This window comes from bacterium, assembly GCA_016124905.1.
In the GTDB taxonomy this organism is placed as follows: Bacteria; Pseudomonadota; Alphaproteobacteria; order Rickettsiales; family RI-342; genus RI-342.
Genome location: WGMV01000003.1, coordinates 16,674 through 35,084, shown reverse-complemented (window position 1 = coordinate 35,084; position 18,411 = coordinate 16,674). Strand labels below are relative to the sequence as shown.

The window sequence follows — 18,411 nt, the reverse complement described above, 5'->3', positions numbered from 1 at the left end:
CCTGAAACCTCCACAACCAACAGGAGGTCTTCATGTCATCACGTCACGGCGCAACGCTATCGTTGCCGCAACTGTGCTTTCTGGCCGCGCTGTCCGGATGGGCCGCTTCTTTCTTCGAAGACGGCCTTTATCTTGTCTGCAAGGGCTTCGCGCTCTTCTGCGTCTTTTGTCTCCTCATGCGCCTGCCGGATGTCGCCCGCATTCTGCTCGCCCGTTTTCTTGCGCTGCGCCCCGGCACCGGCAAAGGCTCGGCCCGCTGGGCGGCGGAAGCGGATCACCGGCGCTACAGACAGTACGATACGAACGGGCTGTTCCTCGGCGCATCGGCAAGTTCCGGTAAGCCGCTTTTCTTCAAGGGTGAAACGCATGGTCTGACGCTTTCGCCCGCCGGGGGCGGCAAGACGGTCAATTTCGTTATTCCCGCCCTGCTGCATGCCGGCGATACGTCGATCATCACGACCGATCTCAAAGGCACACTGGCCTGCATCACCAAAAACACTCGTGAAAAGCGCTACGGGCAAAGGGTGCTCTGCCTCAATCCGGGGCGGGCTTACGAAGACCGGCTTGGCCCGCCGGTGCGTTACAATCCGCTGCAAATCCTGATCGACGACTGGCAGGAGGGACGCCATGCCGACCTGATCGCCGATACGCAGGCCATCGCGCTGCAACTCCATGCCGAACCGCCGCAATCGGGCGAAAACACGTTTTTCCGCAACGGCTCGCGCAAGCTGATCGTGGTGGTGACAATTTATACCGTCACGCATGAAAAGAATCCGACGCTCAGCCGCGTGCTGCATTATCTGCGCGACCAGTCATCTCTGAAAGAGGCGCTGTATGTCGCCGCCGCATCCCCCATCCTGAACGGCGATTTCGCGGATATGGCGCATGACCTGCTGCCCAAGATGGAAGCGGAAAACACCAATCAATGGGAATCCTTCCGCGAGGGCGCGATACAGGCGCTCGACGTGTTCGCCTCCAGCGGCTGGCTGGCGGAAAGCACCAGCGCCTGCGATTTCCGCTTATCCGATCTGAAGCGGGAAAAAGCGACCGTCTACCTGATCGCCGATCCCGCCCGCATGAAAGTCTATGCGCCGTGGCTCGGCCTGATCGGCTGGTGCGCCCTGACTGAACTCACCCGCTGCCGCAATAACCGGGAAGTGCTGTTCCTGCTCGACGAAGCGGCGAATTTCCGCATCGAGGGGCTGTCGAACGCACTAACCACGCTGCGCGAATATGGCTGCCGCGTCTGGTTCGTGCTTCAGGAACTGGAAGAATATGCCAAGCTGTATGGGCGCGAAAGTCTGGAAACCTTGCTCAGCCAATGCGAATGCAAGCAGATATTCGGCATTCGCTCGCTCAAGACCGCCGAACTCGTCTCAAAAATGCTCGGCAACTCCACGGTCAAATCCGACAGTTTCGCGCTGGGCAAGGCATTCACCGATCCGGCCATGCGGAGCGTCGGCGAGGCGGCGCGTCCGCTACTGACGCCGGATGAAGCCCTGCGCTTCGGCGACAGTATCGTCCTTATCAAAGACCAGCCGCCCATTCATGCCCTCAAGGTCGGCTACCATGAAATCGACCCGTTCCAGCAATGGGCGGATACCAACCCGATGTTCGGCAAGCCGTTTACCGGAAAAATCCGCATCCGGCTGCGCTATCCCAAGCGCCCCTAATCATTCGTAACAAGGAGTAAGATTATGTTTCATTCCCCCCGCATCGCCTCTTACCGGAGCACCTCACGCCGCCGCCGCTTTCCGTGGCTGCGCTGGCTCGCCCTTTTCTTCGTATTTCTTCTCGTCAAGCTGGCGTTGCTGCTTGCGCCCTTTGCCTTCGCATGGAGCTATGTCCAGGTCAACGGCATGCCGTATCTGCGCTACGATTATACCTATACGCAAAATTATGACGGAACGCGTACCTACAGCCGCTGCACCTACCTGAACGGGCAAAGCGTTAGAGTTACCCATGGGCCGGACTGTCCGTTGATCGCCTTCATGAAGTAATGGCGTCTCCGTATGCGGCGATAATCTCGTCGATCATGACTTGCAGGCGGTCGCGGCAACGCATGAGTTGCGACATTTCCGTGACCGCCGCAACTCTTTCATATTCTCCTTCCTTCGGCTTGACGCATTGGAGAAACGCATCGAGCAGCACTTCGGCGCACATATCGCGCGGGATGTTCATTTCGTCCATATAGCCGATCCATGACCGCATAACGGCACGCGCCATGATCGCTTTCGGGTTTTCGGTAAGGAAACGGAACGAGACGTTCTGGTTGGCGGCCCGCCCACTTGCAGGGATGTCATCTGTCATCTTCAAAGCATAACAGACCCTGTTATCGCCGCGCAATTTTGCGACGCACGTCCACCGGCATAAGGAAGAATTCCTATGATACTCAAAGACGCATTCCAAAAATCCAATCCTGAAATCTGGAAAGAGTTTCAAGGCGACGTGCAAAAGATTGAGGAAGCGCGGCGCATTCAAGACCGCGCCTTTAACCTCAAACACGATTGCGCCGATCACGCCCTGAAATACCGCAATCACTGGATCGCGCAGGAGACGAACCGCATCTGGCTTGAAACCTACGGCAAGCAAAAGCCGGAGTTCAAGCCCGGCTGGGCGAATGGCATGATCAGCCTGACGCAGGAAGCACAGCGCCGCGTCGATCAACGACTGATGCAGCGCCTCGCACGCGTTGAGCGGGCGGAAGGAAACATGCTGCAAAAGCTGGCGCAGACGGAAAAGCTGACGTTCAGCACATTGGAAAAAGATGTGCTGAACGTCGTCGCCCGCACACGTCAGATACGCATAAAGGCGGCGGTGCACTTCAAGGCGCATCGTGCCGAATGGCTCCGGCAAGCCGAACGCGCCGGATACGAAAAGCCCGAAGCCGTTGTCGGCAAGCGCTATGTGGAGCGCCTGAAATATATCGACCGCGCTCAGGAAAACCTGATCCGTGAAGCGTTTCAGAAACATGGGCAGGATATTCCCTTGTCCCGGTCAAACACACCGAGGCAGGAACTTGACATGAAATGACAAATGAGTAAAAAAAGCGCCGGAACGTTTCGGTTCCGGCGCTATGGAATTACCCAATAAACTTGGCTTTTTCTATCTCTTCCGGATAGCGCTTCATAAGCATCAAGCAAAGCGCAACCAGTTCGTCCTTGGCCGGATGGGTGCAAACCTCATGGCGTAAGAAACTGCGGATGTATCGCTCATCCTTCCAGACCTCATCGACATGCGGATGTCCGAAATCCCGTCCATCGGCATAACGGAACCGGATACCTCGGCTTTCGGCATGCATCATCAAATGCTGCATGACCGTAGGCCAATCGCGCTCGCTCAATGTCTGGCGGGCAATATGCGCTAGCCTTTGCAATTTTCTCCATTCTCTTTGCGATTCTCCTTTTTTATAAGTTGGTACAATGACAGTATTTTCCTCTATCATGTGACTGACTCCACATTATGTGGAGATCGGGCGCCGTCACTCTCACGGGTTGAAACAAATCAACGCTGATTAGGAGAGTTTGACAGCTTCGAGGAAAAATACTTGGGGACGCAAGGGGACGACGTGGCAAAAGCAAAGAAAGCGACGAGCAATTCTAAATGTGACTACACGGTATTTGATAAGGAATCCGTGCGCTATATAATGATGCTTTACAAAGCCCGTACAGATAAAGGGGCATTAGCAATAATAGGTGATATTGAAGATTTACTACCTTCGGAATCTTACCCAAGAAGACACAGCTATGATGGTAGAAAAACAGAGAAAATTATATTGAAATACGACATGCTAAGGGATTTCTTAGGCATCAAGCAAATAACACCAAACAACACCGATTTTTATTTCATTTTAATTGAATTTATTAAAAAACAAACTGTGTTGGAAGGATACAGTAAACTTCTATCTTTCCCTCAAACACATGTTATGTACGGGGATGTTTTTGGCAAATTATGCTTTGACCGAAAAATTCCAGCATTTCTTGGTAAAACGGCCACATTAACTGCGGGTGGACTTGGCGCTCGTTCTTTGGGAATCAGAATTTTTCCTTCTCACGATATAGTTTGCATGTTTTTTAGGGAGATACCAGGAACATCATACTATAGGCTACGGGTTGTTGCTTTTGAGCCATCGTATCTCACCTCTGATCTACAAATTGCTTCTAATTTCTATAGTGAGGAATATTTAAAGATTCATATCAAGTTTGCGGAACGGCTTTCCAATACCTGTAAAAGTTTTCTAAATCATCTTTATTTTTGGGATTACACGGGCATGATGGTTCCACTTTTAAAACAAACGTGGGACTATGATGGTATTTTGATTAGCGACACTGGCAGATCGTGCGCATTTGTCATGGAAAATACTTATCATAACACTTCTCAGAAAAGCTTTTGGGCACCAACTTTGTCTTTTATACGAAAACAGGGTGATGAGTGGCCTGGTTATAAAAGGTTTTGCGCCCTACCAGTTATAGATTCAGCAATCATGGATTGGAACGCTATAGATCTACATAAAAAAATTAACATTCCTCAATTTGTACAAATTTCAGTTATTGCCTTACCACTAGGTAATGAAACCATTGAATTGACAGAACTTTCTGACTTTTTTGACAGTATGTTACCTTCTATGGCATCATCATCATGAATAAAAGAAACAAACATATCCCCCTTATTGGTGATGGCTTGAAAAAATATGAATATGATATTTTAGCTTACACTCAGACTAATGATTATGAAGGAGTTAAAGCTGCTTTAAACGATGATCCTAGAAGTATTAGGCAGATAGATGACGATGGAATGGATGCTCTTCATTGGGCAATTTGCAATAACAATACTGCTATTGCTGAATTATTGTTACGTTTCAAAAGCACATTAAGAGCTGTACCTGAAAAGCCCACAAGCAGTTTATTGGATAGAATACGAAATGCAGACGATAAAGAATTTGATGGTATTTATAAAATAGATTTTTCCCGCAGAGATGCTTTTGGCCGTGAATATGGGCAACTAGCGCTCACAAAGGGAAACCCTCATATGATAAAGCTTATTGCTAAATATCAATTCCCCGAAGCATTCGACCAAGATAGCGACTGGAATAAGGATGATCTTCCAACTAATGGAATTCCACCAAAGCCGCCAAGAAAGTTTGAGCCGTAATTACTCAGTTATTTGTAATTAAATTACAAACACTCCAGTCCCCTTTTGTCTTTTATTTTATTCTTTGCCCTCAGCGCTCCAAAAACATGGAATATATTCCTATCTTATGATAGCTTATCAGCCGCATCACTCGTATTGCGCCTGAAATTAGCCGCACTGACTGAGCCTGTGCGAGTGTTCTTGCCTGCCGCCCATCTTGGATGCCCGGCATTGCTATAATCATTTCACCATCGACAACTGAATAGAACCATCAAATGGGATGAAGCTACAAGCTCTCCCGTAAGGAGAACCTTTATGCCCTTAGACAAGGAAAAGTATCGCCCCGCTCTTAAATCCCTTGGCCTCCCACGTGAGAAAGAAGATTCCATATTGGAATGTATCTTCAATATCATGGCAGAATTCGTGTCCGCCGCCTTCGGCAGGCATCCCGTTCAGCATGCCATGAAAGAGCGGGATAGGGCTGGCAAACTTGGCCGGGAATCGCGGCCCATGTTACCATCGCCTGATATAGCAATCGCAAAAGATTTCGGTGCCGCTTGCGAAGTAGCAGGATATAAGAAAGGAAAAATCTCATGAGCCAAAAGGCTGTCATTTATTGCCGCGTCTCTTCCAAAAAGCAAGTGATAGAAGGCCATGGTCTTGATTCTCAGGATTTTCGCTGCCGTGAGTATGCAAAAAGCAAAGGATATGAAGTAGCTGCCATTTTTACCGATGACGTAACCGGCGAAGGCGATTTCATGAAGCGTCCGGGCATGGTCAAGCTGCTGCGCTTTCTGGATGATAACATGCCGGAAAAATATGTCGTTATTTTTGATGATCTTAAGCGGTATGCGCGCGATACGATTTTCCATCTATCGCTACGCAACGCGATGAAGCTCCGCAATGCCACGCGCGAGTGCCTCAACTTCAACTTCGAGGACACGCCGGAAGGCGAGTTCGTTGAGACCGTATTCGCGGCACAGTCGCAACTGGAGCGCCAGCAAAATAGCCGTCAAGTCAGTCAGAAGATGAAGGCACGGATGCAGAAAGGCTATTACTGCTTCAATCCGCCGCCGGGATATCGTTACCGCAAGCACGCAAATCACGGAAAGATTTTGACACGCGAGGAGCCTTGCGCTTCCGTGATCGTGGAAGCATTGGAAGGCTTTGCGTGCGGTCGATTTGAAACGCAAAGCGAGATCAAGCGGTTTCTGGAATCGTCGCCTCACTATCCGAAAGACAAGAACGGGCAGGTTCATTATACCCGTATACGTACTCTTCTCGGCAACAAACTGCTTGCCGGATACATCGACATGCCGGAATGGGGTATTCGGCATCTGAAAGGTCAACATGAGCCGTTAATCAGCTATGAGACTTACCAGAAAGTTCAGCAACGATTGAACGGTCAAGCCAAGGCTCCGGCCCGTCCCGATATTCGGCAGGACTTCCCGCTAAGAGGGTTTCTTCTCTGCGGCCATTGCGGCAAGCCATTTAGCTCTTGCTGGTCAACGGGCCGAAACGGGAAGTATCCTTATTACCTCTGCCATAGCCGCGAATGCACCATGTACGGCAAGTCCGTGCGTAAAGAGAAGGTAGAGGAAGAATTCGAGGCGTTGCTGGCCGATTTGAAACCCTCGCCCCCGCTCTTCTTTGTCGCATCGCAAATGTTCACCGATTTATGGAATGAGCAACGTGAAGCCTTGAAGCTGGATGGTGATACGATCCGTAAGGAAATTTTGATGATCGAGCGCAAGACGGAGCAATTCTTTAACCGTATCGTCGAAACAGATAGCCCGATCCTCATTACCTCATATGAAAACCAGATTCGCAAACTGGAAGAAGAGAAGATCAGGCTGAACGAAAATATCGCCTTGTGCGGTCGCCCGCTGCAATCGTTCGACGAAACATTTAGAACCGCTTTCACATTCCTGTCAGACCCGCAGAAACTCTGGCATTCCGACCAACTGGAACACCAAAGAGCGGTACTGAAACTCGCCTTTGATGACCGGTTATCTTATTGCCGAAATGAAGGCTTTAGAACCGCCGCAATCGCGCTTCCATTCTCGCTTTTAGCGCAGTTTAACGTCAATAAGTCGGGAATGGTGGGCGATAATGGACTCGAACCATCGACCTCTACGGTGTGAACGTAGCGCTCTAACCAACTGAGCTAATCGCCCGCGAACAGGAGGATGGCCTTCTAACGCAAAGGCCATCCCGCCTCAAGTAAAAACGGTTAATTGATGCCCAGGGCTTCGGCTACCAGGCCTTGTTGTTCCTGGTTGTGCAGCTTGAGATAGCCACAGGCAGGGCTGGCGGCTGCAGGGCGTCCCACATAAAGCAGGCGATCCTGCTTGGATTTGGCCTGTTCCAGCACTTCCTCAATGAATGGGCTGACGAAGGTCCAGGCGCCCATGTTGCGGGGTTCTTCCTGACACCAGACGAGTTCAGCATCCTTATAGGGCTTCAGGGCTTCGGCCAGTTTGCGGGCCGGGAAGGGATAGTATTGCTCCAGACGCAGAATAGCGACGTCGTCGATCTTCTTTTCGCGGCGTGCTTCGAGCAGATCATAATAGACCTTGCCGCTGGTGAGGACGACGCGACGGATTTTGCTTTTCAGCTTGTCCACTTCACCTAGGACTGGCTGGAAGGTTGTGCCCTTGGCAAAATCCTTCAGGCTGGACACGCAAAGGCGGTGACGCAGCAGGGATTTGGGGGACATCATGATCAGCGGTTTGCGGAAGTTGCGCAGCAGCTGACGACGCAGGATGTGGAAATAGTTGGCGGGTGAGGTGCAGTTGGCCACCTGCATGTTGTCCTGCGCGCAAAGCTGCAGGAAGCGCTCCAGACGGGCGGAGCTGTGCTCGGGGCCCTGGCCTTCGTAACCATGCGGCAGCAGCATCACCAGGCCGCTCATGCGCAGCCATTTCATCTCGGCCGACGAAATGAACTGGTCGATGATCACCTGCGCGCCGTTGACGAAATCGCCGAACTGGGCTTCCCAGAGCGTAAGCGTGTTGGGCGATGCCTGACTATAGCCGTATTCGTAACCGAGCACGGCGAATTCAGACAGGTTTGAGTTGTAAATGGTCAGGCTGGCCTGCTTGTCGCCCAGGTTGTTGAGCGGCACGTATTTGCGCTCGTCCGTCTGGTCGGTCAGCACGGCATGGCGGTGCGAGAAGGTGCCACGCTCGACGTCCTGACCGGTCATGCGCACAGGATAGCCTTGCTTCAGCAGCGTGCCGAAGGCAAGGGCCTCGCCGGTGGCCCAGTCGATGTCCTCGCCTTTTTCGATCATTTCCTTTTTGGAGTCGAGCTGGCGGAGGATTTTGGGGTTGATGTCGTAGCCTTCCGGGTGTTTGGAAATGGCGAGGCCGACTTCCTTCAGCAGTTTGGGGTCGGCGCCGGTATCGACATCCGGATGTTCGCCCTCAGGGCGGGCGAAGCCCGACCACTGGCCTTGAAGCCAGTCCGCCGCGTTAGGGCGGAAGGTGCGCGCATCTTCAAATTCCTTGTCGAAGCGCTCGCGGTATTGTTCGAATATTTTGTCCACATCGCTCTGGGAGACGGTGCCTTCGGAAATCAGGCGCTGGCCATAGAGCGTGGCGGGCAGGGTGTGACGACGGATTTCCTTGTACATGCGCGGCTGCGTGAACATTGGCTCGTCGGATTCGTTATGGCCGTATTTGCGGTAGCAGATAATGTCCACAATCACATCGGCGCGGAACTCGATCAGGTATTCGGTTGCCAGGCGGCAGGCATAGACCACGGCTTCGGGGTCATCGCCATTGATGTGGAAAATCGGCGCGCCGACCATTTTGGCCACATCGGTGGAATAGGGGGATGAACGGCCGGATTTCGGGTTGGTGGTAAAGCCGATCTGGTTGTTGACGATCACATGCAGCGTGCCGCCGGTTTTGTAGGCGTCCAGCTGGCTGAGGGAGAGAACCTCCGCCACAAGGCCCTGGCCCGCGAAGGCGGCATCGCCATGCATGAGGATGCCCATGCAGCGGGTGCGCTCGGTATCGCCTTTCAAGTCTTGCTTGGCGCGCACGCGGCCCAGCACAACCGGGTCTACCGCTTCCAGGTGGGAAGGGTTGGCGGCCAGCGTCATGTGCACCTTCTTGCTGCCGAAGTCACGGTCGGTCGAGGTGCCGAGGTGGTATTTCACATCGCCGCTGCTGGCAACGCCTTCCGGGTAATCCAGGTTGCCATGGAAAAGTGAGAAGAGCTCCAGGAAGGGTTTTTTCATCACGCTGGTGAGCACGTTCATGCGGCCGCGGTGCGGCATGCCGATGTTGATGTCTTCAATGCCGAGGGATGCGGCCGTGCGAATGGCCATTTCCACCCCCGGCACCATGGGGTCGCCCCCTTGAACGGAGAAGCGCTTCATGCTCGGAAACTTGAGCTGGAGGAAGTTCTCGAAGGATTCGACCTCGATCAGTTCTTTCAGCGTTGCTTTTTTTTCTTCGTTCGTCAGGCGGGGGGTGCCGACGCCGTCTTCAAAACGGCTCTGGATCCATGCTTTTTGCTCAGGGCTTTGGATATGCATGAATTCCAGGCCGATGGTGCTGCAATAGGTGCGGTTGAGGATGTCCATGATCTCGCGCAGGGTGGCTTTCTGACGGCCCAGCACGCCATGGATGTAGATTTCCTTGTCCCAGTCGTCGTCGCTGAAGCCGTAGGTGGCGGGATCGAGCTCCGGATGAGGTTTGCGTTCTTCCAGGTTCAGGGGATCCAAGTTGGCATGGAAGTGGCCGCGCACACGGTAGGCGCGGATGAGCATGAGCGCGCGGACGGATTCGAAGGAAACCTGTTTCAGCAGTTCCTCGGTTGCCGCCGGGCCTTTTTTGTTGGTGTTGGCGGCTTTGGCTTCCTCGGGGTCTTTCGCGCCGATGACCTGGGTATGATGGTCGGCCCAGCTGCCTTTGGTCAGGTTGGCCTGCGCGGTGCGGGCATCGTCATGCAGCTCGCGGAACATGTCGCGCCAGCTTGGGTCAACGGCATTCGGGTTTTCCAGATATTTGGCGTAGAGCTCTTCCACGAACACCGCATTGCCGCCGAAAAGGGCGGAAAATGCTTCGAATTCCTCCACGCTGATGGGGCGGCGGGTAGCGGCTTGATTGGCGCTGGTCATGGATGAAATCCCGTATGATCGGTTAAACGCTTGGTTATAACGCCGTAATTATTGAATTTGCCTTAAGTACGCAAGTTTAATGCGGCTTTTGGGGGCGGCTGTAATGAAGATTGAGCTGATCCAGCGCGGCGGCCAGCAGAACTTTAGCAGAACGACGCGGAAGGTTTAAGCTCTTTTCCACCTGTTCCAGGCCTTCGTCAAAGCAGCAGATGCGCCATGCGATGTCGCGCAGGGATGGTGCCAGGCTGTTCCAGGCACGGTTAAACGACATGCGTGATTGTACCTGCCGTGTTGTCATATCCATCGATATGGCCGACTTACCCGTTCGCTCTTTCCAGCTGGCCGTTGCCACCCGGCCGACAGACCCTATTGAGAAATCGCGGGCGAAGCGGCTTCCCGCTTTGTGCTCAGCAGAGGTGAGCATGTTTTTTAGCAGAAGCAGGTCCAGCATGGAGCCATTTTGACGGCGAAGCCTGGGCGAGCCTTCTGCCGGGGTTTCCATGCAATAGACACCTTTGTTCAGGGTTTCCTGGGTGGGGGTTTCGATGTGGCGCATATTTCCAATCCCTTGAATATGAGCACGAAATTTACAGCGGCTTCCGAAAGGAGAGAAGGGGGGTTTGGGGGAGAATTGGAACACTCAGATTAGAATCAATCTAATATTATGTAATATATGGATTTTTTACTGATATTTATGTTTCAATGATAAATCAAACTCTCTATGCTGACCGCACAAAAAATAGTGCTACAAGTAAATGGAGGTTGTTATGCGTGCTAAACTGGCTGTGCCATCGGGTAGAACGGCGGATTACGAAGCCTGGTGGGATGATTATAAAAATTATATTTATGCCAAGGATCTGGAAGGGTGGAAAAGGCTCTGGCACCCTCAGTCCACGGTAAAGACCGGCTATGTCATGCCGGGTGTGCCGCAGGTGATCAGCGGTACTGAACATATCCGGCAATATATGGACCAGCTGATCAGAAATGTGGACCGTACGGAATATTTCGACGATCAGTGGCACCAGACGGTGACGCCGAATGTCGGGTTTGTCGAGCATGGTGTTTCGGTCATCAAGGATGGGCACGAAATCTATCGCAATCATGTCATCAAGCGCATGACATTCAAAGACGGGCTGCTGTTTGAGATGGTCGCTTATTACGATACGCTGGCGCATATGGACTATATGCGGCGCATCGGCGCAACAACCTTCAAATTCGGCTGATCAGACCTTTTGACGCTGCCGCAAGGCGGCGCCCAGCGTGCCTTCGTCCAGATAGTCCAGCTCGCCACCAAGCGGAATGCCCTGCGCAAGCTGAGTGATGGTGACATTGCATTCCGCCAGACGGTCCATCAGGTAATGGGCGGTGGTCTGGCCTTCCACGGTTGCGTTGGTGGCGAGGATGATCTCGCGCACCTGTTCGCTTGCGGCGCGTTGGATGAGGGGGGCGATGCGGAGATCGTCCGGTTTGCGGCCATCCATGACGGAGAGTGTTCCGCCCAGCACATGGTACTGGCCTTTAAAGAGGTGGCCGCGTTCCATGGCCCAAAGGTCGGCTACATCTTCCACCACGCAGATGACGCCGCTGTCGCGTTTGGCATCGGTACAAATGCGGCAGGGGGATGATTCGTCCCAGTTGCCGCATTGCGGGCATTCCTTCACACGCTCAGCGGTTTCCAGCAATTGCATGGCGAGTGGGCGCATCAGGCTTTCACGCTTGCCAAGCAGCTGAAGCGCCATACGCCGCGCGGAGCGGCCGCCCACACCGGGCAGCCTGCTTAGCAGTTTGACAAGTGCGTCGATGCTATCCTGCGCCACGGGCTAGATGGGCAGTTTGAAGCCTGCGGGCAGCACGCCGCCGGTGACGGATTGCATCTGATCGGCAAAGGTTTTTTCAGACTGGCTTTTGGCATCATTGAATGCCGCGATGATCAGGTCTTCCAGCACTTCTTTCTCTTCTGCTTTCAGCAGGGAAGGATCAATGGAAACCTTTTTCATGTCGCTTTTGCCGCTGATGGTAATCTGCACCAGGCCGCCACCTGCCTTGCCGATAAATTCAGCCGCGGAAAGTTTGGTCTGCACATCCTCGATACGACGCTGCATTTCCTGCGCCTGTTTAAGGAAACCCTGCATGTTTTTCATCATAAGTGATCCATCCATGAAATGATGGTTAACCCTTAATACCAGGGGTAAGGGAATGCAAGCATGCTAAAAATGGTGGTGGTGGCCGTGCATGTGATGATGGCGCATAGCCGCGTTCATTTCCTCCTGCGCCTGAAGGGCGAAGAAGTCCTTTATGGCCGTGTGGGTGCCCGCAAAGATTTCCGGAAGGCTGCGCTGTTGCTCGGTGTTGGATTGAGCGGCCAGTCCTGCATCCGCGGGAGTAAGGGCCTGCTGGCCTGCGGAAGCAATATGGCGTGATTGGACAAGAACGTCGTATTTCGCATCCTGATGGATGCCATAGGCCTGCAGGCCGTTGATGGCCCCGACACCCAGGCCAGCTGTTACGAACACAGGCACCAGCGGCAAGGTGGCGCCAAAGGTTGGAATCGCGGCAAAGGCGCTTAATACCGAAAGCATGATGCCGCCTGCGGGGAAAAGGATGGCGCGGTTGAGTGCTCCCCTGCCGCCACGTTCGATAAATTCGACGTTTTGAGCATTGGTACTGTCATGCTGATGAATGTTCATCAGTAATCCAAGCGCATAGTTTGCAGTGCGCTCGTCTATTTCGCCACTGGCGGCCATGTATTTACTGATGTCGGCAGAAAGCGCGCCATAGAGATTGCCTATGGAAAATACATGACGACCGACCTGGTTGTTCAATGCATTCAGAGGGCTGTTAGCCATGAGGCTGAGGTGCGATTTCTCCGCAGCATTCTGCACGGCCTGGAGTTTTTCTTTTGGCGATATCTTGTCCTGATGGAAATGCCCGATGACATTGCCAATCCATTCAGTGCGCTCACTGTAGCGGGTATGGTCAGGTTGCATAAGGATCAATCAAACCAGTGGGTGATGCCCCAGAGGAAAAGGCCTGCGGCGACGACGGCGCCCACGCCGAGCACGACCATGCTGGCTGGGGAGCCTGCGAATTCATCGTACCAGCCTTCGCCGTCATCCGCGTTGGGATCGCTTGCCGGAACGGGCGCAGGGGCGGGGGCGGGTTGGGGCGCAGCGGCGTATTGCTGTTGCGGGGGCTGCTGATAATAACCCTGCGGCGGGGGAGGAGCATATACCTGCTGGGTATATTGCTGTTGCTCGTAGGTTTGCACCGGGACCTGCTCGGTTGTGGTGGTTGTGGTGCGGTATTGCTCCACGTAGCGCTGCTGACCGGGGGCGAGTTGCTGGCTGCCATTATTGGAAGAAGAGGCGATGGCGGCGCCTGCGGCGGCACCACCGGCGGCCGGTGCGGCGCTGTTCATGCGCTCCGCCTCGGCATTGTCCGCTTTGGCGGATTTTTTCTCCTTAGCGGCGGCCGGGGCCGTGGTCGTCTTGAGCGGCTTTACCTGACGCTTTGTTTTAGAGGATGTTTTGGTGGTGGTTTTGGATTTGGAGGATGAAGAGGATTCGGCCGTTACATGCTCGGTGTAGCGTTCCTCTGTTTGTTGCTTCACCACATAACGGGGCTGCTGGGATGGTGGGTAGGGCGGATTGGCCTGAGGGCCCGCGGCCGGGGCGAGCTCGTTCATCTGGGCGGCTTCGTTGGACGGGTATCCCGTGCGAGTGACGGTGGTTGAAGTCACGTATTGCTGCTGCGGCTGGCCATTCACTGCCTGCTGCGGCTGGGTATAGCGGGGATTGCCGATTGGGCGATATTGCGAATAGGGCTGACCCGGCACCGGCCTGGGTTGGTTAAATTGCGCCGGCGCTGGCTGATTGCCCTGGGGTGCATAGGGCTGCGCATCTGGCCGGGGCTGGGCGTAAGGCTGGGGTGCATAGGCCGGTTGCGCCTGCTGAGGCGGCGGGTTCATTTGCGGGTTGCCCTGCGGTGCGTAAGGCTGGGGTGCGGGTTGCGGCTGCGCATAGGGCTGCGGCGCATACCCGGCGGGAGCGGAAGGCTGCGGCTGGGCATAAGGCTGGGGCGCATAGGCCGGTTGCGCCTGCTGAGGCGGCTGGTTCAGTTGTGGGTTGCCCTGCGGCGCGTAGGGCTGGGATGCGGGTTGCGGCTGTGCATAGGGCGGGGGCGCATACCCCTGCGGCTGCTGGTATGCCTGTGGTGGATAGGGCTGCTGTACCGGGTAATATTGCTGTGGCGCCGGTTGCGGGCTGCCGCCAACGGTCGGTTCATACGCATGGGCCGTGCTGGCGGAAAGAAAGCTGCCAGCGACGCACAGGGACAGGAGTTTTTGCCAGAATCTCATTGCATACCTCGTTCAGGTTGCGGAAACGTAACTAAAAATTGTGGCATCTTCGTGACAATCAGCAGTTTGGCAGCAGTTTGGCAGCAGTTTGGCAGCGGTTTGGCTGAATGTTAAGAGAGTCGTTGTTTCTGGCTTCCTTTGTTGGCGCGGTATTCCCGGGCCTTGCCGGGGATGGTCGTCTGATGGGAGCGGGCCACGGCCATGGCGTCCGGCGGCACATCCTCCACCACCGTGGAGCCTGCGCCGACGATGGCGGCATCGCCTACCTGAATGGGGGCCACCAGGGCGGAATTGGAGCCGATGAAAACATGGTCGCCGATTTTGGTCGGGTATTTGGCGAAACCGTCGTAATTGCAGGTGATGGTTCCCGCGCCGATATTGACGGAGCGGCCGAGCTCGGCATCGCCAATGTAGCTGAGGTGATTAACCTTGCTGCCCGTGCCGATGTGGCTGTTTTTCACTTCCACGAAATTGCCGACATGTACGCCTTTTTCCAGCACGGTGCCGGGGCGCAGGCGCGCATAGGGGCCCACAACGGCATTCTCGCCGATATGGCAGGATTCGAAATGGGAGAAGCTTTTCAGCTCAGCGCCTTTTTCCACTTTTACGCCCTGCAGGAACACCACATTGGGGTGGATCACCACTTCGGGCGAAAGTTCGGTATCGCGGCTGAGGAACACGGTTTCCGGCGCGACCATGGTGACGCCTTCCGTCATCCATTTGGTGCGTAACTGCTGCTGAAACAGCTGTTCCGCCTGGGCAAGTTCGCCCTGAGAATTAACGCCCATTACCTCGGCATAAGGGGCATGCAGCACACCGCAGGTGAGGCCTTCCTTGCGGGCGATGGTAACCAGGTCGGTCAGGTAATATTCGCCGGAGGCGTTTTTGTTGCCGACCATGGCCAGCAGATCCCACAGGCAATCGCTGCGGACGGCCATGAGGCCGGAATTGCAGATGGTGATGGCGTTCTGCTCGGGCGTGGCGTCCTTCTGCTCGACAATGGCCTGAACCTCGTCGCCTTTTTTGTTCAGAATCAGGCGGCCATAGCCTTTGGGGGAGGGGGGCTCGGTACCGATGATGGCAAGCGCGTGCTCATCCAGCTGTTTGAGCAGCTCTGCCACGCGGGCGGGCGGTACCAGCGGCGTATCACCATACATCACCATAACGTGACCGGTGAAGCCCTCCAGGCATTCCTTCGCGGCAAGCACGGCATCGGCCGTACCGCGCTGCGACTGCTGGATGGCTACATGGGCGCGGGGCGCCTTGTTGAACACCTCTTCCTGCACGGCGGGCATGTCCGGCGCGGTGACGACGACCAGCTTCTCGGTTCCCAGCATGTCGGCGGTGTGAAGCACATGGCCGAGCATGGTTTCTCCGGCTACGCGGTGAAGCACCTTGGGAAGGCCGGAGCGCATGCGCGTGCCTTTGCCGGCGGCGAGGATGATGATGGCAAGGGATTCGTCGATCATGCCTCGGCTCCCTGACGCAGGATCTCACGTTTGCCCGTGTGGTTGGGTGCGCTGATGATGCCGTCCTCTTCCATTTTCTCGATCAGGCTGGCGGCGCGGTTGTAGCCGATTTTCAGGCGGCGCTGCACATAGCTGGTGGAGGGTTTCTTGTCGCGCACGACGACTTCCACGGCGCGACGGTAGAGGTCGTTCTCATCGCCGGAGTCGCCTTCCGCGTCGCCCATGTCGCCGCCTTCGGAGCCGTCGTCAAATTCGGTGACGTCGGCGACATATTCCGGCTCGCCCTGGCGTTTGAGGTGCTCCACAATGGCTTCCACTTCCTTGTCGGCGACGAAGGCGCCGTGCACGCGGTTGATGCGGCTGCCGCCGGACATGTAGAGCATGTCGCCCATGCCGAGGAGCTGCTCGGCGCCCTGCTCACCCAGGATGGTGCGGCTGTCGATTTTTGATGTTACCTGGAAGCTGATGCGGGTCGGGAAGTTGGCTTTGATGACACCGGTGATGACATCCACCGAGGGGCGCTGCGTGGCCATGATGATATGAATACCCGCGGCGCGCGCCATCTGTGCGAGGCGCTGGATGGAGGATTCGATGTCCTTGCCCGCCACGAGCATAAGATCCGCCATTTCGTCGACGATGACGACGATGTAGGGGAGGGGGTTCATGTCCAGCGGCACCTCTTCCATGATGGGCTGGCCGGTATTGGGGTCGAACCCGGTCTGCACGCGGCGGGTGAGAATCTGCCCATTGGCGGCGGCTTCGCGGATTTTCTGGTTGTAACCTGCAACGTTGCGGACGCTGAGGTTGGACATGAGGCGGTAACGCTGTTCCATTTCACGCACGGTCCATTTGAGCGCGACCACGGCCTTGCCGGGTTCCGTCACCACGGGGGCCAGCAGGTGGGGTATGCCCTCGTAGATGGAGAGCTCGAGCATTTTGGGATCGATCATGATGAAGCGGCATTGCGCGGGCGTAAGGCGGTAGAGCAGCGACAGGATCATGGTGTTGATGGCCACCGACTTACCGGAGCCGGTGGTGCCGGCTACCAGAAGGTGCGGCATCTTGGCGAGGTCGGTTACGACCGTTTCTCCGGCGATATCCTTGCCGAGGGCGAGCGGCAGGGAGTGCTGATTGTTCTGGTATTCAGGGGATTCAATGAGTTCGCGCAAGTAGACGGTTTCGCGCTTGGTGTTGGGTAGTTCGATGCCCATGGCGTTCATGCCCGGGATAACGGAGATGCGCGCGGAGACGGCGGACATGGAGCGGGAGATATCGTCCGACAGGCCGATGACGCGAGAGGATTTCGTACCCGGTGCGGGCTCGAGTTCATAGAGGGTCACCACCGGGCCGGGGCGCACGTTTTGAATGGTGCCATGCACGCCGAAATCCTCCAGCACGGATTCGAGCAGGCGGGCGTTCTGGCTGAGAGCCTGATGATTGACGGCCTGTTTGCCCTGTTTGGGTGCAGGGGTGAGCATTTCCATGCCGGGCAGCATGAAGCGGCCTTCGGCGCCGCCTGCGAGGGGCAGCGTTTTTTGCCTGGTGCGGCCATTGGGGGCGGCTTCCACATGGGCGGTGTGACGTGTGGAGGGCGCGCTGTCCTCCTCGTCTTCATCCTCATCTTGCAAAACGGGCATTTTCACGGCGCGGGGGCCACGGGAAGGGCGTGTTTTGGGCCTGGCAACGGCCTGACGGTTGAAACCCTGCCAGCGCCAGGTGAACAATTCCGAGAAGCGATCAAACACGTGGCCCAGGCTGCGCTCCAGCGCCCACAGGCCTGCGCTTGCACTGAATATGGCGGCACGCGCACCCATGCTGCCGACCAATGAGAATTGAATGGCCGCCGCCAGTAGAAAACCGGCCGTCCCGACGATGAAGCTGACCAGGCCAAGCAGCCAGGGGCCCATCCATGGCTCCAGCCTTGTTTCCATGAAAAAGCCAATATAGCCACCCATGCCGGTGGAAACGGGCCAGCGCATTGGCGCTGGAAGAAGCGAGCTTGCCGCCGCCAGCGCGGGCATGGCGATGCAGAGACCCGCCAGCCTCAGCCAGCCATGCCCCGCCGGGTTATCGCGCAGGCGCTTCCAACCCAGACGTGCCAGCACGATGGCGGGCACAACGGAGGCAAGCCCCATGAGCTGCAGCATCAGGTCCGACATATAGGCGCCGGTGGTGCCCAGCCAGTTGGCGATCTCGCCGTCGCCGCCGCGGCTCAGGCTGAAGGAGGGGTCCGCCGGGTTGAAGCTGGCCAGGGACAGGGCTATCGCCAATGCAAGTAGAAGCATCAATCCACCGGAAATGCGGGTGCGCAGCATTGGGCA

At 55.5% G+C, this 18,411-nt stretch carries 17 protein-coding genes and 1 tRNA gene; 7 read left to right on the top strand and 11 right to left on the bottom strand.

Features of this window, described 5'->3' with window-relative positions; all coding sequences use genetic code 11:
- Window positions 1–32 precede the first annotated feature (32 nt).
- Both GC177_00855 and GC177_00850 read left to right on the top strand, forming a co-directional pair.
- Window positions 33–1,673: a TraM recognition domain-containing protein gene (locus tag GC177_00855; protein MBI1274506.1), complete on the top strand. Its 1,641-nt coding sequence runs from the start codon at window positions 33–35 to the stop codon at window positions 1,671–1,673.
- 24 nt (window positions 1,674–1,697) lie between these two features.
- Window positions 1,698–2,000, top strand: a complete 303-nt coding sequence (locus tag GC177_00850; protein ID MBI1274505.1) for a hypothetical protein — start codon at window positions 1,698–1,700, stop codon at window positions 1,998–2,000.
- On the opposite strand, the gene GC177_00845 is transcribed toward GC177_00850, so the two are convergent.
- Window positions 1,990–2,310 (bottom strand): hypothetical protein, encoded by a 321-nt coding sequence (locus tag GC177_00845; protein MBI1274504.1) that lies wholly within the window; start codon window positions 2,308–2,310, stop codon window positions 1,990–1,992. The genes GC177_00850 and GC177_00845 overlap by 11 nt on opposite strands.
- A gap of 75 nt (window positions 2,311–2,385) precedes the next feature.
- On the opposite strand from GC177_00845, the gene GC177_00840 reads away from it, so the two are divergent.
- Window positions 2,386–3,033 (top strand): hypothetical protein, encoded by a 648-nt coding sequence (locus GC177_00840; protein ID MBI1274503.1) that lies wholly within the window; start codon window positions 2,386–2,388, stop codon window positions 3,031–3,033.
- A gap of 49 nt (window positions 3,034–3,082) precedes the next feature.
- On the opposite strand, the gene GC177_00835 is transcribed toward GC177_00840, so the two are convergent.
- Window positions 3,083–3,445 carry a hypothetical protein gene (locus GC177_00835; protein ID MBI1274502.1) on the bottom strand — a complete coding sequence of 121 codons (363 nt, stop codon included), beginning with the start codon at window positions 3,443–3,445 and terminating at the stop codon, window positions 3,083–3,085.
- Between the two features lie 123 nt (window positions 3,446–3,568).
- Here GC177_00835 and GC177_00830 point away from each other — a divergent pair, with 123 nt between their 5' ends.
- The 3 genes from GC177_00830 (at window position 3,569) to GC177_00820 (ending at window position 7,274) form a co-directional block, all read left to right on the top strand.
- A complete protein-coding gene (locus tag GC177_00830; protein MBI1274501.1) occupies window positions 3,569–4,642 on the top strand; it encodes a hypothetical protein in 1,074 nt (357 codons plus the stop codon).
- On the top strand, window positions 4,639–5,151 hold the full coding sequence (locus GC177_00825) for a hypothetical protein (GenBank protein MBI1274500.1): 513 nt from the start codon (window positions 4,639–4,641) through the stop codon (window positions 5,149–5,151). Before GC177_00830 ends, GC177_00825 begins: the two co-directional genes overlap by 4 nt.
- A gap of 572 nt (window positions 5,152–5,723) precedes the next feature.
- Window positions 5,724–7,274 carry a recombinase gene (locus tag GC177_00820; protein MBI1274499.1) on the top strand — a complete coding sequence of 517 codons (1,551 nt, stop codon included), beginning with the start codon at window positions 5,724–5,726 and terminating at the stop codon, window positions 7,272–7,274.
- Here GC177_00820 and GC177_00815 read toward each other — a convergent pair.
- From GC177_00815 to GC177_00805, 3 genes are all read right to left on the bottom strand, one after another.
- Window positions 7,231–7,307 (bottom strand) — tRNA-Val (locus GC177_00815). The two genes, GC177_00820 and GC177_00815, sit on opposite strands and share 44 nt — an antisense overlap.
- 56 nt (window positions 7,308–7,363) lie before the next feature.
- On the bottom strand, window positions 7,364–10,264 hold the full coding sequence (locus GC177_00810) for a 2-oxoglutarate dehydrogenase E1 component (GenBank protein MBI1274498.1): 2,901 nt from the start codon (window positions 10,262–10,264) through the stop codon (window positions 7,364–7,366).
- Window positions 10,265–10,340: 76 nt separating this feature from the next.
- Window positions 10,341–10,820, bottom strand: a complete 480-nt coding sequence (locus tag GC177_00805; protein ID MBI1274497.1) for a hypothetical protein — start codon at window positions 10,818–10,820, stop codon at window positions 10,341–10,343.
- 211 nt (window positions 10,821–11,031) lie between these two features.
- Between GC177_00805 and GC177_00800 the strand changes: the two genes are divergently transcribed.
- Window positions 11,032–11,487, top strand: coding sequence for a hypothetical protein (locus GC177_00800; protein ID MBI1274496.1), 456 nt, complete (start codon window positions 11,032–11,034; stop codon window positions 11,485–11,487).
- On the opposite strand, the gene recR is transcribed toward GC177_00800, so the two are convergent.
- The 6 genes from recR to GC177_00770 form a co-directional block, all read right to left on the bottom strand.
- Window positions 11,488–12,081 (bottom strand): recombination protein RecR, encoded by a 594-nt coding sequence (gene recR / locus GC177_00795; GenBank protein ID MBI1274495.1) that lies wholly within the window; start codon window positions 12,079–12,081, stop codon window positions 11,488–11,490.
- A gap of 3 nt (window positions 12,082–12,084) precedes the next feature.
- Window positions 12,085–12,405, bottom strand: a complete 321-nt coding sequence (locus GC177_00790) for a YbaB/EbfC family nucleoid-associated protein (GenBank protein ID MBI1274494.1) — start codon at window positions 12,403–12,405, stop codon at window positions 12,085–12,087.
- A 66-nt stretch (window positions 12,406–12,471) separates the two neighbouring features.
- The gene (locus GC177_00785) at window positions 12,472–13,251 is read right to left on the bottom strand and encodes a hypothetical protein (protein ID MBI1274493.1); all 780 of its coding nucleotides are present in this window, start codon (window positions 13,249–13,251) and stop codon (window positions 12,472–12,474) included.
- Window positions 13,252–13,256: 5 nt separating this feature from the next.
- Complete coding sequence (locus GC177_00780; protein ID MBI1274492.1) at window positions 13,257–14,621, bottom strand: hypothetical protein; 1,365 nt, start codon at window positions 14,619–14,621, stop codon at window positions 13,257–13,259.
- Window positions 14,622–14,731: 110 nt separating this feature from the next.
- Complete coding sequence (glmU, locus tag GC177_00775; GenBank protein ID MBI1274491.1) at window positions 14,732–16,090, bottom strand: bifunctional UDP-N-acetylglucosamine diphosphorylase/glucosamine-1-phosphate N-acetyltransferase GlmU; 1,359 nt, start codon at window positions 16,088–16,090, stop codon at window positions 14,732–14,734.
- Complete coding sequence (locus tag GC177_00770; protein ID MBI1274490.1) at window positions 16,087–18,405, bottom strand: cell division protein FtsK; 2,319 nt, start codon at window positions 18,403–18,405, stop codon at window positions 16,087–16,089. The genes glmU and GC177_00770 overlap by 4 nt, the downstream gene beginning before the upstream one ends.
- Between the last annotated feature and the right edge of the window lie 6 nt (window positions 18,406–18,411).

What these genes read in the sequence shown, in the direction of transcription:
- GC177_00855 (MBI1274506.1), top strand. Translation starts at nt 33, where the DNA reads ATGTCATCACGTCACGGCGCAACGCTATCGTTGCCGCAACTGTGCTTT.
- GC177_00850 (MBI1274505.1), top strand. Translation starts at nt 1,698, where the DNA reads ATGTTTCATTCCCCCCGCATCGCCTCTTACCGGAGCACCTCACGCCGC.
- GC177_00845 (MBI1274504.1), bottom strand. Translation starts at nt 2,310, where the DNA reads ATGACAGATGACATCCCTGCAAGTGGGCGGGCCGCCAACCAGAACGTC.
- GC177_00840 (MBI1274503.1), top strand. Translation starts at nt 2,386, where the DNA reads ATGATACTCAAAGACGCATTCCAAAAATCCAATCCTGAAATCTGGAAA.
- GC177_00835 (MBI1274502.1), bottom strand. Translation starts at nt 3,445, where the DNA reads ATGATAGAGGAAAATACTGTCATTGTACCAACTTATAAAAAAGGAGAA.
- GC177_00825 (MBI1274500.1), top strand. Translation starts at nt 4,639, where the DNA reads ATGAATAAAAGAAACAAACATATCCCCCTTATTGGTGATGGCTTGAAA.
- GC177_00820 (MBI1274499.1), top strand. Translation starts at nt 5,724, where the DNA reads ATGAGCCAAAAGGCTGTCATTTATTGCCGCGTCTCTTCCAAAAAGCAA.
- GC177_00810 (MBI1274498.1), bottom strand. Translation starts at nt 10,264, where the DNA reads ATGACCAGCGCCAATCAAGCCGCTACCCGCCGCCCCATCAGCGTGGAG.
- GC177_00805 (MBI1274497.1), bottom strand. Translation starts at nt 10,820, where the DNA reads ATGCGCCACATCGAAACCCCCACCCAGGAAACCCTGAACAAAGGTGTC.
- GC177_00800 (MBI1274496.1), top strand. Translation starts at nt 11,032, where the DNA reads ATGCGTGCTAAACTGGCTGTGCCATCGGGTAGAACGGCGGATTACGAA.
- GC177_00790 (MBI1274494.1), bottom strand. Translation starts at nt 12,405, where the DNA reads ATGAAAAACATGCAGGGTTTCCTTAAACAGGCGCAGGAAATGCAGCGT.
- GC177_00785 (MBI1274493.1), bottom strand. Translation starts at nt 13,251, where the DNA reads ATGCAACCTGACCATACCCGCTACAGTGAGCGCACTGAATGGATTGGC.
- GC177_00780 (MBI1274492.1), bottom strand. Translation starts at nt 14,621, where the DNA reads ATGAGATTCTGGCAAAAACTCCTGTCCCTGTGCGTCGCTGGCAGCTTT.
- glmU (MBI1274491.1), bottom strand. Translation starts at nt 16,090, where the DNA reads ATGATCGACGAATCCCTTGCCATCATCATCCTCGCCGCCGGCAAAGGC.
- GC177_00770 (MBI1274490.1), bottom strand. Translation starts at nt 18,405, where the DNA reads ATGCTGCGCACCCGCATTTCCGGTGGATTGATGCTTCTACTTGCATTG.